The sequence below is a fragment of the Promicromonospora sp. NPDC057138 genome, assembly GCF_042670845.1.
In the GTDB taxonomy this organism is placed as follows: domain Bacteria; phylum Actinomycetota; class Actinomycetes; order Actinomycetales; family Cellulomonadaceae; genus Promicromonospora.
On the sequence record NZ_JBHUUX010000060.1, the window covers coordinates 1 to 13,144 of the forward strand.

A 13,144-nucleotide genomic window follows, 5' to 3' on the forward strand; every position below is an offset into this window, starting at 1 on the left:
AGCTTGTCGAGACCAGGTCTCGACAAGCTCGACCACCGGAGCCCCTCGACCACCGGAGCCTTGCGACGGGTCAGGGGGCTTCGTCCAGGTTCTCGGGTTTGGGGAGCGAGTCCTCGACGCCCAGGAGGTGGCTCGCCATCCGGATCCGGGCCGCTTCCGGGTCGTGCGCGGCGAGTGCGCCCCAGATGGCCTCGTGCTCGCCGTGCGTGCGCTCCTCGATGCCCTCGGTGTGCAGGCCGCGCCACAGCCGGGCCCGGACGGTGCGGCCCGCGAACGACTCGATGAGCGCCTCCAGCACCGGGTTGCCGGTGTGCGCCGCGATGACGCGGTGGAACGCGATGTCGATCTCGATGAACCGGTCGTGGTCCACCGACCCGCCGTGCATGATCTCCGGGACCCGGTCCAGGATCGCTCGCGCCTCGGCGACGGCGGCGTCGGGCATCCGGACCGCGGCCAGGCCTGCGGCCTCCGTCTCCAGCACGCGGCGCACGCTGTGGAACGCGGGCATGGCGCCGTCGTCCTGCAGGTCGAGGACCAGGCCCATGGGGGAGAGCAGCCGGGCGGGGTCGAGGCTGGTGACGTAGGTGCCGTCACCCTGGCGGGTATGCACGACGCCGAGGATCGACAGCGCGCGCACTCCCTCCCGCAGCGATCCGCGGGAGACCTGGAGCGTGTCGGCCAGGTCCTTCTCGACCGGCAGCCGGTCGCCGGGCTTCAGGCGTCCGTCGAGGATCATCCTGCGGATGCCGTCGACTACCTCGTCAGTGCGGGACATGGTCGGCAGTATCGCGCACCCAGTAGGACCCGTGCGGAAACCGGAACTCGTCCAGGGACTCCTCGTACATCTGCGTGGAGTAGCCCGGCCGGGCCGGCAGCACGTACGCGGTGCCCGCGCCCTTGTCCGCGACGACGCACGGGTCGGTGAAGTGCTCGTGCAGGTGGTCCACGTACTCGGTCACGCGCCCCGTGAGGTCGCCGCCGATCGCCACGTAGTCCAGCACGGAGACGTGCTGCACCATCTCGCACAGGCCGACGCCGCCCGCGTGCGGGCACACCGGGACGCCGAACTTCGCCGCGAGCAGCAGGACGGCGACTATCTCGTTGATGCTCGCGAGCCGCCCGGTGTCGAGCTGGCAGTAGTCGATGGCCTCGGCCTGGAAGAGCTGCTTGAACATCACGCGGTTGTGGCAGTGCTCGCCCGTGGCCACCCCGATCGGCGCGACGGCGCGGCGGACGGCGGCGTGCCCCAGGATGTCGTCGGGCGACGTCGGCTCCTCGATCCACAGCGGGTCGAACCGGGCCAGCTCGCGCATCCACTCGATAGCCTGCGGCACGTCCCAGACCTGGTTGGCGTCGATCATCAGGGCGCGGTCGGGGCCCAGCACCTCCCGCGCGATCGTCAGCCGGCGGACGTCCTCCTCGAGGTTCGCCCCGACCTTGAGCTTCACGTGCTGGTACCCGGCGTCGACGGCCTCCTGGCACAGCCGCCGGAGCTTGTCGTCGCTGTAGCCGAGCCACCCGGCCGACGTCGTGTACACGGGGTAGCCGGTCTGCTCCAGGTACGCGAGGCGCTCCTGCTTGGTGCCCTCGCGCGCGCGGAGGATCGCCAGCGCCTCGTCGCGGGTCAGCGCGTCGGAGAGGTACCGCAGGTCGGCGATGCCGACCAGCTCCTCGGGGGTCATGTCGACCAGCAGGCGCCACAGCGGCTTGCCCGCGCGGCGCGCCACCAGGTCCCAGGCCGCGTTGAGCACAGCGGCCAGCGACAGGTGCACCACGCCCTTCTCGGGCCCGAGCCAGCGCAGCTGGCTGTCGGCGGTCAGGTCGCGGTAGACGGCGCCCATGTCCGCGGCGAGCGCGTCGACGTCACGGCCCACGAGCAGCGCGGCCTGCTGGCGTGCGGCCTCGGCGACTAGGTCGTTGCCGCGGCCGATCGTGAATGTCAGGCCGTAGCCACCCAAGGGCGCGCCGGTCCGCTCGGTGGCATCCGTCTCAAGGACGACGTAGGCCGCAGAGTAGTCGCCGTCCTTGTTCATCGCGTCGGAGCCGTCGGCGGTCGCCGACGTCGGGAACCGCACGTCCTCGACTCGGACCCCTGTGATCGTGGCCATGCCCGCTCCTTTGCAAACATCAGATGTTTGCCAGCAATCTACGTATGGCGGGCGTCAGGGTCAAGGCGCGGGGGTGTGCGGCGGGGGATTGGTTCGATCAATGCCCTGCCCTGCCCTGCCCTGCCCTGCCCTGCCCTGCCCTGCCCTGCCCTGCCCTGGCCGGGCCCGGCCTGGCCCGGCCTGGCCCGGCCTGGCCCGGCCTGGCCCGGCCTGGCCCGGCCTGGCCCGGCCTGGCCCGGCCTGGCCTGGCCCGGCCTGGCCCGGCCTGACCTGGCCTGGCCCGACCTGGGCCAGGCCCAGGCCAACGGTGCCCATGAGTTCGGTCCCCTGCACGGTCGCGCGATTGACTTCGGTCGGTTGCTCTGAGATCGGTCAATCAACTGACCGATCTCAGAGCAAGCGACCGAAGTCACGACGACGCGTTGCAACCGACCGAAGTCACGGCGTGCATCCGACCGAAGTCGACCGTGCTCGGTCCCGGGCGGGGCTTGACGCGCGTCGCGGATCGGGTGCAGGATGCGCTCAATCGATTTAGCAGGCTCACACCGCCGTGAGGAGGACGGGATGGCACGGGTACGAATCTCCGACGTCGCCGCCGCGGCCGGTGTCTCGACGAGTACCGTCTCGCTGGTCCTCAACGACCGCCCCGGGTCGCGCATCTCCGAGGAGACTCGGGCGCGGGTGCGAAAGGCGGCCGCCGCCGTCGGCTACACGCCGAACTCGATCGCGCGCGGGCTGCGGACGCAGCGCACCCGTACCCTCGGCCTCATCTCGGACGTGATCGCGACGACGCCGTTCGCCGGCCGCATGCTCGCGGGGGCGCAGGACGCGGCGCGCGAGCACGGCCACCTCGTCTTCCTCGTGAACACCGAGGCCGACCCGGCCGTGGAGCGCGAGGCGATCCGCGCGCTCGTCGACCAGCAGGTCGACGCGATGATCTATGCCTGCATGTGGCACCAGGTCGTCGAGACGCCCGACGACCTCCCGTCCCGGTCGGTCTTCCTCGACTGCCGCCCCGCCGACGGCGGGCACCCCGCCGTCGTGCCCGACGAGCTCGCCGGCGGCCGGGCCGCCGTGCGCGAGCTCGTCGCCGCGGGGCACCGGCGTATCGCCTACGTCGACGTCGACGAGCCGCACCCACCCGTCGCGTCGGGCCTGCGCCGCCAGGGCTACCTGGAGGTGCTCGCCGAGGCCGGCATCACGCCGGACCCGGCGTGGCACGTCGGCGGGGCGACGTCGGCCGCAGGCGGGCGCGCGGCGACCGAGCGGCTCCTGGACCTGCCGGCCGACCGCCGGCCGACGGCGATCTTCTGCTTCAACGACCGGATGGCGGCGGGCGCGTACGTCGCGGCACGCCATCGCGGGCTGGAGATCCCGGCCGACCTCTCCGTCGTCGGCTACGACGACCAGCAGCTCGTCGCGGGCGAGCTCGACCCGCCCCTGACCACCATCGCTCTGCCCCATTACGAGATGGGGCGGTGGGCGACCGAGGTCGCCCTCGGCGCCCGGGAACCCCCGGCGTCCGACCAGACCTACCTCATGCCGTGCCCGATCATCCGTCGGGACTCCGTGAGCTCGCCGCCGGCAGCAGCGCCAACTCCAGCCGGCGACGAGCCTGACACAACCCCATGACCGCCTCGGCGGTCGCAGAGCGGTGACCCGACGCGGACGTCGGCCACCAGGAAAGGAATCCATCATGAACCGAGGATCCCTCGCAAAGATCCTATCCGTGTCCGCCGTGGGGGCCCTTGCCCTCACGGCGTGCGGCCAGGCCGGCCAGGGCGCCACGACGTCCGAGGACGGGCGCGTGCAGCTGACCATGTGGACCCACTCCGCGGGCAACCCCGCCGAGCTGGAGGTCTACGAGCAGATCATCAAGGACTTCAACGCGTCGCAGGACGAGTACGAGGTGGTCGAGGAGTCGTTCCCGCAGGGCGCCTACAACGACGCGATCGTCGCGGCGGCCGCCGCGGACGACCTCCCCTGCCTGCTCGACATGGACGGCCCGATCGTCCCGAACTGGGCGTGGGCCGGCTACATCCAGCCGCTCGAGCTGCCGACCGAGGTCACGGACGCGCTGCTGCCGACCGCCGTCGGCTCCTACCAGGACGAGATCTACAGCGCCGGGTACTGGGACGCCGCCCTGTCCGTCTTCGCCCGCAAGTCGGTGCTGGAGGCGAACGACGTCCGCATCCCGACGATCGACGAGCCGTGGACGATCGACGAGTTCGACGCCGCCCTGGCCACCCTCAAGAAGGCCGGTTACGAGACGCCGCTGGACATCGGCGCCGAGGACCAGGGGGAGTGGTGGTCGTACGCGTACTCGCCGATGCTGCAGAGCGCGGGCGGCGACGAGATCGACCGTGACTCCTACGTGTCCGCCGACGGCGCCCTCAACGGCCCGGAGGCCGTCGAGTTCTTCACCTGGTTCCAGGACGCGTTCGACAAGGGCTGGACCAGCTCCGACGGCACGATCGGCAACGAGGAGTTCAACTCCGACAAGGCCGCTCTCAGCTACACCGGCGTGTGGAACGCGATGGACTCGCTTGACGCCGTCGGCGACGACCTGCTGATCCTGCCCCCGCCGGACTTCGGGACCGGCCCCCGGATCGGCGGCGGCTCGTGGCAGTGGGGCATCTCGTCGACGTGCGAGTCGCCCGAGGGTGCCCGCGCCTACCTGGAGTTCAGCTTCCAGGACAAGTACATCGCGGAGTTCAGCGACAAGCAGGTGGTCATCCCGGCGACCGCGGGCGCGGAGAAGCTCTCCAAGAACTTCGGCCCGGACGGCGACCTGCGCCCGTTCGTCGAGCTGTCCCAGAAGTTCGCCCTGGCCCGGCCCGAGACCCCCGCGTACCCGGTGATCTCGTCGACCTTCGAAAAGGCCGCGAAGGACATCATGAACGGCGCGGACGTGCAGTCCACGCTCGACGGCGCGGTCCAGGAGATCGACGCCAACATCGAGTCGAACGACGGGTACGGCTTCTAAGCCCGACCGTCCTGACCGGCGTGGGGCGGCCGTGTGGCTGCCCCACGCCCGGACGGAGCCGACACCATGACACTCACCGACACCGCACCCACCGGTCCGCCTGCTGGACAGCCGCTCGCCGGGCGGCCGTCCGCCCGCAAGCGCCGGGCCGCCGCCGGCCGCCGCGAGCAGCGGGCAGGCCTGGCGATGGCCGCCCCCGCGCTCCTCCTGCTCCTGCTGTTCCTCGTGATCCCGGTCCTGCTCGCCTTCGGGCTGTCGTTCACCAACGCGCGCCTGATCTCGCCGAACCCGCCGCGGTTCGTGGGCCTGGACAACTTCGTACGGGCCTTCACCGCTGACCCCGTGTTCCTGCGCTCGACGCTCAACACGTTCGTCTTCGCGGCGGTCGTGGTCCCGGTCCAGGCCGGGCTCGGCCTGGTGCTGGCCGTGCTCGTCAACCAGAAGGTCCGCGGCGTGACGGCGTTCCGCGTCATCTTCTTCGTCCCGGTGGTCACGTCGATCGTCGTCGTGTCGATCCTCTGGAAGTTCATGTACCAGGACGACGGGCTGATCAACTCGTTCATCGACACGATCACGTTCGGCGCCTGGCACGGCACGGCCTGGCTCAACAACCCGAGCACCGCGCTCGGCGCGATCATCGTCCTGTCGATCTGGCAGGCGGTCGGCTTCCACATGCTCATCTGGCTCTCGGGGCTGCAGACCATCCCCGAGGAGCTGTACGAGGCGGCCCGGATGGACGGTGCCTCGCCGTGGCAGCAGTTCACGAACGTCACCTGGCCGGGCCTGCGCTCGACGATGGTGTTCGTCCTCGTGACGATCACCATCGCGGCACTCGGCCTGTTCGTCCAGGTCGACGTCATGACGCAGGGCGGACCCGTGAACTCCACGACCACGCTCGTCTACCACGCCGTGCGCAAGGGATACCGGGAGCAGGAGACGGGCTACGGCGCCACGATCTCGCTCATCTTCTTCGTGATCGTCCTGGTCATCGCCCTGATCCAGCGCCGCCTGACCCGAGACGAGGACTGACCATGAGTACCGATCTTCGCGGCGAGAAGCAGCTCCGCCGCCGACGCCGGATCTGGTCGTACACGGCCATGGCAGCGCTCGCCGCGTTCTTCCTGTTCCCGCTCGTCTTCATGTTCGTCTCGAGCCTCAAGCCCGACGGGCAGATCCTCTCCGACGTGTCGTCCGTGCGGGCCTTCCTGCCGGTCGGCGACATCAGCCTCGACAACTACACCGGGGTGTTCGACCGCGTCCCGGTGGCCCGGTTCATGTTCAACTCCGTGCTGGTGACCGTGCTGGTCGTCGGGCTGGGGCTGATCGTCAACAGCATGGCGGGGTTCGCCCTGTCCCGGCTGAAGTGGCGCGGGCGCGGGCTGGTCCTCGCGCTCGTGATCGCCACGCTGATCGTGCCCTTCGAGACGATCGCCGTGCCGATGGTCTACTGGGTCTCCAAGCTCCCGACCCTCGTGTGGGAGGACGGGCTGCTCAAGTACGACTTCGGCTGGCTGAACTCGTACCACGTGCAGATCGTGCCGTTCATCGCGAACGCGTTCTCGATCTTCCTGTTCACCCAGTACTTCTCCACGATCCCCAAGTCGCTCGACGAGGCGGCCCGGATCGACGGCGCCGGCTGGTTCACGATCTACCGCCGGATCATCGTCCCGCTCGCCGGCCCGGCGTTCGCGACGGTCGCGATCCTGACCTTCCTGCCGGCTTGGAACCAGTACCTCTGGCCGCTGATGGTGGTCCAGCAGGAGGAGCTCCGCCCCGTCATGGTCGGCATGCAGTACTTCTTCCAGCTCAACACGGCCTGGGGCGAGGTCATGGCGTACACGTCGCTCATCACCCTCCCGGTCCTGGTCGTGTTCCTGTCCTTTCAGCGTGCGTTCGTGAGCAGCGTCGCCGCCAGCGGTGTGAAAGGTTGACGATGTTCGTTCTCCCCGACTCCTGGGTGTGGGACTTCTGGTTCGCCGACGACGGCGAGCAGCACCACCTGTTCTTCCTCTACGCGTCGCGTGCCCTGCACGAGCCGGACGCCCGCCACTACCGCGCGTCGATCGGCCACGCCGTCTCCGACGACCTGGTGAGCTGGACCCGCGTGGCGGACGTCCTCGTGCGTTCGGACGCGCCCGCCTGGGACGACCTGGCCACCTGGACCGGCTCGGTCGTGCGGCATCCCGACGGCACATGGTTCCTCTTCTACACCGGCGCGACGCTCACGCCCGCGGGCAACGTGCAGCGCATCGGCTACGCGACGTCGTCGGACCTGATGACCTGGCACAAGGCGCCGGAGAACCCGGTGCTGGAAGCCGACCCGCGCTGGTACGAGACGCTCGCCGACGGCCAGTGGCACGACGAGGCGTTCCGCGACCCCTGGGTGCTCCCGGACCCGGACGGGGACGGCTGGCACATGCTGATCACGGCGCGGGCCCGCACGGGGCCGGCGGACGACCGCGGCGTCGTGGGGCACGCCTGGTCGCCCGACCTGCGGACCTGGGAGCTGCGGCCGCCGCTCACCGAGCCGGGGCAGGGCTTCGGGCAGCTCGAGGTCATGCAGGTCGAGGTGGTCGACGGCGTGCCGGTGCTGCTGTTCTCGTGCATGGCGGGGGACATGGCGGCCGACCGCGCCCAGAGGACGACGGGCGGGGTGTGGGTGGCGCCCGCGGCCTCGGTGCTGGGCCCGTTCGACGTCGCCGCCGCGCAGCAGGTGACCGACTCCAGCCTGTACAGCGGCAAGCTGGTACGTCGCCGTGACGGCCAGTGGGTGCTGCTCGCTTTCCACCACGACGGCCTCGACGGGGAATTCGTGGGGAGCGTCAGCGACCCGCTGCCCGTCCGGTGGGCGAACGGGAAGCTGCTGGTCGGCCCGCCGGAGCCGGGCTGACTTCGATTCAGCAGGCGCCAGGCTGCCGTTGTCGGGCGGTGGATGGCTCTTCAAAGCCTGCTGAATGCGAGTCAGCTCCGTGCCAGGGGCGGGGGCGTCTCGTGGGGCTTCCTGCAAGTCAGAACGGCGCGACGCCGTGGCGGTCGATGAATGTGCCGGTCGGGCCCTTGCCGCCGCGGGTCGCCAGCTCGACTATCGCGTCGGTGCCCTCCTGGACGGTCTGCGTGCCGCTGTGCGCGTTGAAGTCGGTAGCGGTGTAGCCAGGGTCGGCTGCGTTGATGCGCATCCCCGGGAACGCCCTGGCGTACTGCACGGTAAGCATCGTGACCGCCGACTTCGACGACGCGTACAGCGGCGCGTTGATCTTGAACGCGATCCGCTCAGGGTCGTGTACGGCGCCGAACGACCCCAGGCCGCTGGTCACGTTGACGATCGTCGGGGCGCTCGACCGCCGGAGGATGGGCGCGAAGGCGCGGACCATGCGGATGATGCCGAAGACGTTGGTGTCGTAGACGGTCAGGGCGTCGTCCGCAGTGAGCTCCTCGGCCGGGCTGAACGGACCGGGGATGCCGGCGTTGTTGATGAGGACGTCGATGCCGCCCGCCGCCGCGATCGTCTCCGCGGCGCGGGCCACGGACGTATCGCTCGTCACGTCGAGCTGCAGGAACCGGCCGCCGAGGGCGTTCGCGGCCCGCTGACCGCGCTCCGGGTCGCGGGCACTCATCCACACGGTGTGCCCGGCCTTGATGAGGCGGCGAGCGGTCTCCTGGCCGAGGCTCTTGTTGGCCCCGGTGATCAGTGTTGTCGTCATGCTCTGATCCTGCGGCGGTGCCGCGGGAGGGACCAGGCCCGCCTGTTCGTACGGACTGGCAGTACCACCCAGGATCCCGCCGTCGATGTGAGACTGGAGCATGCGCGATCTGCACGGTGACCTCGGGACGCTTCTCCATGCGTGGCGTGACCGCCTCTCGCCCCTCGACGTGGGCTTCCCCAACGACCACGCGCGGCGGACGGCGGGGCTGCGGCGCGAGGAGCTCGCCTCGCTGGCCGGGCTGAGCGTCGACTACATAGTGCGTCTGGAGCAGGGGCGCGCCCGGCGACCGTCCAGCCAGGTCGCGGCGTCGCTCGCCCGGGCGCTCCAGCTCACCGACGAGGAGCGCGACCACCTCTTCGTAGTCGCCGGGCTCCTCCCGCCGTCGCTCGGCGAGGTACCCGACCACATCCCGCCCGGCGTGCAGCGGCTGATCGCCCGCCTCGGCGAGGTACCGCTGGCTGTCTTCACGGCGTCGTGGGACCTCGTCACCTGGAGCCCGCTCTGGGCAGCCCTCCTCGGCGAGCCGGTCCAGCCCCGCAACGGCAGGCCCAACCTCATGCGGTCACTGTTCATCGGTCCCGCCCTGAACGACGGCAGGGGGACGGTCGTCTACCAGTCCGGCGGAATCGAAGCCTTCGAAGCGTCGCTGGTGGGCGACCTCCGGCGGGTGCACGGCCGGTACCCCGCCGATCGCGGGGTGAAGGCCCTGGTCGAGGAGCTGCTGGCGTCGAGCGAGCGGTTCCGCAGGCTGTGGGAGAGCGGCGCCGTGGGGGAGCACCGGTCCGAGCGGAAGATGATTCGGAACGACGTCGTCGGGGACATCGAGCTCGACTGCGACTCGTTCAGCGTCGCAGGCTCCGACCTGAAAATCATCGCCTACACGGCTCCCACGGGGTCCGAGGCTGCCGAGAAGCTCGACTTCCTGCGCGTCGCCGCCGTCACGGCCATGGCGGCGGGGAGCTGAGGTTCGCACGGTGCTGAGGTGCTCCGCTGTGCGGGCGGGCGGCTAGCCCGCCGTACTGGTGAGCGTCCGCAGGCGCCGCAGCAGGTACTGCTGCTCGGCGAGGTTGCGCGTGGCGCGCGCGGCCCGGCGGTAGGCCTCGGCCGCCTCGGCCTCCCGGCCCAGCCGCTCCAGCAGGTGCGCGCGGACGGCGTCGAGCCGGGGCAGGCCGGGGTGCGCCTGCTCCAGCCGGTCGAGCGAGCCCAGCGCGGCGCCGTCGCCGTGCACCTGGGCCTCGGCCACTATCCGGTTCAGGGCGATCGTCGGGTTCCGGTGCCCGGTCACGATCTGCAGGACGTCGTAGAGCGCGAGGATCTCGGCCCAGTCCGTCGAGCCGGCGTCGGGCGCCTGGGCGTGCAGTGCCGCGATGCAGGCCTGCAGCAGGTACGGGCCGGGTGCCGCGCCGGGCGCCGTCGCCTCGACCAGGGCGATCCCCTCGCGCGCGAGCGACCGGTCCCAGCGGGTCCGGTCCTGCTCGTCGAGCGGGACCAGGGTGCCGTCGGCCGCCTGGCGCGCGGGCCCGCGCGACTCGGTGAGCAGCATGAGCGCCAGCAGCCCGGCCACCTCGGGGTCGTCCGGCAGGGCACGGCGCAGCAGCCGCGCGAGGTGGATGGCCTCGGCCGCCAGGTCGGTGTCGCGGGCCGGTGTGCCCGACGTCGTGTGGTGCGCCTCGGTGAGCATGGCGTAGAGCACGTCGAGCACGGGGCCGAGCCGCTCGGCCGCGTCCCGCGGGTGCGGCAGGGAGCCGCCCAGCTCCGTCAGCCGCCGCTTGGCGCGCGTGATGCGCTGCGCGACGGTCGCCTCGGGGAGCTGGTGGACGTTCGCGATCTGCGCCGTCGTCAGGCCGGCCACCGCGCGCAACGTCAGAGCGACCTGCGCGGGCCGGGGCAGCGCGGGATGGCAGCAGAGCTGGAGCAGGAGCAGGCTGTCGTCGGCGGGGGAGAGCGCCGCGTCCGCGCTGGCCAGGGGCTCGTCCAGCGGTCCCCGCAGCGGTTCGGCCAGGAGAGCCTCGCGGGCCTCCCGGTCCCGGCGCCGGCTGTCCGACCGGATGCGGTCCACGTACCGCCGTCGGGCCGCGGTGACGAGCCAGGCCAGGGGGTCCGACGGCGGATCGGCCGGCCACTGGCGGTACGCCGCCAGCAGCGCGTCCTGGACGGCGTCCTCGCAGACGTCGAACTGGCCCGTGCCGTAGGTGCGCACGAGCCGGGCGAGGACCTGCGGCGCCAGGTCGCGCAGCAGGTCCTCGCCCTCGGTGGTCGCAGGTGTCACAGGTCCGCGAAGTCGCTGAACATCACCGGCCGCACTTCCAGGGCCAGGCCGTCGATGGTGGCGTCCGGGATCATGCGGGCGAGCTCCAGCGCCCGCGCCTCGTCCTCGACGTCGAGCAGATAGAAACCGCCGAGGTACTCCTTGGCCTCGGCGAACGGCCCGTCGCTCGTCTGCGGGGCCCCGGCCACGGACCGCACTACTTTCGACTGGCTCGGGTCGGCCAGCGCCTGCGTGCCGATGAACTCACCGCGCTCCTTGGTGTGCGCCATGAACGCGGCGTGGCCCTCCTCGATCTGCTGGCCCTGCTCGGGCGTGAGCTGCTCGAGGACGGTGGGGTCGACCTGCATCAGGATCAGGTACTTCATGGTTCCTCCTGGTTTCGGATCCGGCGGCGCTCTGCCGTCGTCGTACCCCTTGGTCGGCACGGTCACGGCGGATGCGACAGCCGACCAGAAGAAATCTTCGCCGGTCTTGTCGAGAACCGGCCACCCGTGACGACCAACGGGCATGAGACAACTCGTGAGAACCGCCCAGCCGCACGATCCCGCCACCCGCGCATGGCGCGGAATGATCCTGCTCCTCCTGCCGACGGCGGTGGTCGCCGTCGACATCAACGTCCTGTTCCTGGCACTGCCCGAGCTGACGATCGACCTGGACGTCGGCCCGGCCGAGCAGCTGTGGATCAGCGACGTCTACGGCCTCGTGGTCGGCGTGCTCGCCATCGTGGCGGGCGCCGTCGGCGACCGCGTCGGACGCCGCCGCCTGCTCCTGCTCGGGTCTGCCGGGTTCCTGCTGGCCTCCCTGCTCGCGGCGTTCGCCCCCAGCGCCGAGGTGCTGATCCTCGCCCGGGTGCTGCAGGCGGTCGCGGGCGCAACCCTGATGCCGTCGACACTCGCGCTCATCAGCGAGCTCTTCCCGGACGAGAAGCAGCGTGGCCAGGCCATCGGGGCGTGGGCCACGACCCAGTTCGCGTTCGCCTCGCTCGGACCCGTGATCGGCGGCGTGATGCTGCACCAGTGGTGGTGGGGCTCCGTCTTCCTGATCGCCGTTCCAGTGGGGCTCGCCGTGCTGGTGCTCGGGCCGCGATGGCTGCCCGAGCACGTCGACCCCGCCGCCGCCCAGCGCGTCGACGGGCTCGGGGCCGGGCTCCTCGTCGCGGCGCTCGCGTGCGTGTTCGTGGTGATCAAGGCGGCGATCCCAGGCTCGGGCGCCCCCGGCGCGCTCGTGGTCGCGGCCGGCGTCGGCGCGCTGGTCGCCGGGACCGGGTTCGTCCGGCGTCAGCTCACCGCCGAGGCGCCGCTGCTCGACCTGCGGGTCCTGGCGACCCCGGTCGTCGCCACCACGGTCGGCTCCCTCACCCTGGCGGCCGTGGTGCTCGCCGGGACCGGGTTCTGGGCCACCCAGTACCTCCAGTCCGACGCCGGGATGACGCCGCTGGCCGCCGCCATCGCGTTCGCCCCGATGGCGCTGGGCATCGCCGTCGGGACGCAGGTCGCGACCGTCCTGAACCGCCGGATCCCGGCCGAGGTCCTGATCCCCGGCGGGCTCCTGGTGTCCGCCGCCGGCGCGCTGCTGCTCACCCTGGTGAGCCGCGATCAGCCACTCCTTCCCCTGATCGCGGCGTACACCGTCACCGGGTTCGGGTGCGCGCCGCTCTTCACGTTCGGCACCCAGCGCCTCATATCGGCCGCGCCGCCGGAAGCGACCGCCCGCGCCGCGGCGCTCGCCGAGACGGGAAACCACCTGGGCTCGGCGATCGGCATCGCCCTGCTCGGGACCGTCGGGCGGCTCGCGGCACCCCACATGGAGACCGGGAGCGGCTCGCTCGTGGGGGCCCTGCACCTCGTCGGGCCGGTAGGCGCCGGCGTGCTGGTGCTCTGCGCGGCCCTGACGGTGGGCGGGATGGTCGCTGCGGGACGGCGGGAGCGGGCGGCGGCGTCGATCCGCACGTTGTGAGTCCATAGCGGCGGGTCGCGGCGTCGAACCGCTAGTCGTGAGTCACCGGCGGCGTCGAGCCGCAAGGAGCACGTCCACTGAGCCTGCTATGGACTGACAACCTTCGTCTGGACGATCACGG

General features: G+C 71.4%; 12 protein-coding genes. 7 read left to right on the plus strand and 5 right to left on the minus strand.

Translation table 11 applies throughout. The features are described 5' to 3' along the window. Positions 1–70: 70 nt before the first annotated feature. On the minus strand, positions 71–775 hold the full coding sequence (locus ACFT2C_RS23375; RefSeq protein WP_377209476.1) for a FadR/GntR family transcriptional regulator: 705 nt from the start codon (positions 773–775) through the stop codon (positions 71–73). Continuing rightward, positions 762–2,108 (minus strand): enolase C-terminal domain-like protein, encoded by a 1,347-nt coding sequence (locus ACFT2C_RS23380; protein ID WP_377209477.1) that lies wholly within the window; start codon positions 2,106–2,108, stop codon positions 762–764. Before ACFT2C_RS23380 ends, ACFT2C_RS23375 begins: the two co-directional genes overlap by 14 nt. Positions 2,109–2,672: 564 nt before the next feature. On the opposite strand from ACFT2C_RS23380, the gene ACFT2C_RS23385 reads away from it, so the two are divergent. The 5 genes from ACFT2C_RS23385 (at position 2,673) to ACFT2C_RS23405 (ending at position 7,984) form a co-directional block, all read left to right on the plus strand. Further along, positions 2,673–3,740 carry a LacI family DNA-binding transcriptional regulator gene (locus ACFT2C_RS23385; RefSeq protein WP_377209478.1) on the plus strand — a complete coding sequence of 356 codons (1,068 nt, stop codon included), beginning with the start codon at positions 2,673–2,675 and terminating at the stop codon, positions 3,738–3,740. Between the two features lie 97 nt (positions 3,741–3,837). Then, positions 3,838–5,094, plus strand: a complete 1,257-nt coding sequence (locus ACFT2C_RS23390) for an extracellular solute-binding protein (protein WP_377209479.1) — start codon at positions 3,838–3,840, stop codon at positions 5,092–5,094. A 66-nt stretch (positions 5,095–5,160) separates the two neighbouring features. After that, complete coding sequence (locus ACFT2C_RS23395; RefSeq protein ID WP_377209480.1) at positions 5,161–6,123, plus strand: carbohydrate ABC transporter permease; 963 nt, start codon at positions 5,161–5,163, stop codon at positions 6,121–6,123. A 2-nt stretch (positions 6,124–6,125) separates the two neighbouring features. Then, positions 6,126–7,025 (plus strand): carbohydrate ABC transporter permease, encoded by a 900-nt coding sequence (locus tag ACFT2C_RS23400; RefSeq protein WP_377209481.1) that lies wholly within the window; start codon positions 6,126–6,128, stop codon positions 7,023–7,025. 2 nt (positions 7,026–7,027) lie between these two features. Continuing rightward, the gene (locus ACFT2C_RS23405) at positions 7,028–7,984 is read left to right on the plus strand and encodes a glycosyl hydrolase family 32 (protein WP_377209482.1); all 957 of its coding nucleotides are present in this window, start codon (positions 7,028–7,030) and stop codon (positions 7,982–7,984) included. A 118-nt stretch (positions 7,985–8,102) separates the two neighbouring features. Here the strand turns inward: ACFT2C_RS23405 and ACFT2C_RS23410 are convergent, their stop codons facing one another. Beyond that, on the minus strand, positions 8,103–8,795 hold the full coding sequence (locus tag ACFT2C_RS23410; RefSeq protein ID WP_377209483.1) for an SDR family NAD(P)-dependent oxidoreductase: 693 nt from the start codon (positions 8,793–8,795) through the stop codon (positions 8,103–8,105). A gap of 100 nt (positions 8,796–8,895) precedes the next feature. Here ACFT2C_RS23410 and ACFT2C_RS23415 point away from each other — a divergent pair, with 100 nt between their 5' ends. After that, a complete protein-coding gene (locus ACFT2C_RS23415) occupies positions 8,896–9,762 on the plus strand; it encodes a helix-turn-helix transcriptional regulator (protein WP_377209484.1) in 867 nt (288 codons plus the stop codon). A gap of 42 nt (positions 9,763–9,804) precedes the next feature. On the opposite strand, the gene ACFT2C_RS23420 is transcribed toward ACFT2C_RS23415, so the two are convergent. Further along, positions 9,805–11,067 (minus strand): RNA polymerase sigma factor, encoded by a 1,263-nt coding sequence (locus ACFT2C_RS23420; RefSeq protein ID WP_377209485.1) that lies wholly within the window; start codon positions 11,065–11,067, stop codon positions 9,805–9,807. After that, positions 11,064–11,432 carry a YciI family protein gene (locus ACFT2C_RS23425; RefSeq protein ID WP_377209486.1) on the minus strand — a complete coding sequence of 123 codons (369 nt, stop codon included), beginning with the start codon at positions 11,430–11,432 and terminating at the stop codon, positions 11,064–11,066. Before ACFT2C_RS23425 ends, ACFT2C_RS23420 begins: the two co-directional genes overlap by 4 nt. A 154-nt stretch (positions 11,433–11,586) precedes the next feature. On the opposite strand from ACFT2C_RS23425, the gene ACFT2C_RS23430 reads away from it, so the two are divergent. Beyond that, entirely contained in the window at positions 11,587–13,023 is a 1,437-nt protein-coding gene (locus ACFT2C_RS23430; RefSeq protein ID WP_377209487.1) for an MFS transporter, read from the plus strand. Positions 13,024–13,144: the final 121 nt, after the last annotated feature.

Coding starts and splice junctions, on each gene's coding strand:
- ACFT2C_RS23425 (WP_377209486.1), bottom strand. CDS start 11,432: ATGAAGTACCTGATCCTGATGCAGGTCGACCCCACCGTCCTCGAGCAG.
- ACFT2C_RS23380 (WP_377209477.1), bottom strand. CDS start 2,108: ATGGCCACGATCACAGGGGTCCGAGTCGAGGACGTGCGGTTCCCGACG.
- ACFT2C_RS23385 (WP_377209478.1), top strand. CDS start 2,673: ATGGCACGGGTACGAATCTCCGACGTCGCCGCCGCGGCCGGTGTCTCG.
- ACFT2C_RS23400 (WP_377209481.1), top strand. CDS start 6,126: ATGAGTACCGATCTTCGCGGCGAGAAGCAGCTCCGCCGCCGACGCCGG.
- ACFT2C_RS23410 (WP_377209483.1), bottom strand. CDS start 8,795: ATGACGACAACACTGATCACCGGGGCCAACAAGAGCCTCGGCCAGGAG.
- ACFT2C_RS23395 (WP_377209480.1), top strand. CDS start 5,161: ATGACACTCACCGACACCGCACCCACCGGTCCGCCTGCTGGACAGCCG.
- ACFT2C_RS23415 (WP_377209484.1), top strand. CDS start 8,896: ATGCGCGATCTGCACGGTGACCTCGGGACGCTTCTCCATGCGTGGCGT.
- ACFT2C_RS23405 (WP_377209482.1), top strand. CDS start 7,028: ATGTTCGTTCTCCCCGACTCCTGGGTGTGGGACTTCTGGTTCGCCGAC.
- ACFT2C_RS23375 (WP_377209476.1), bottom strand. CDS start 775: ATGTCCCGCACTGACGAGGTAGTCGACGGCATCCGCAGGATGATCCTC.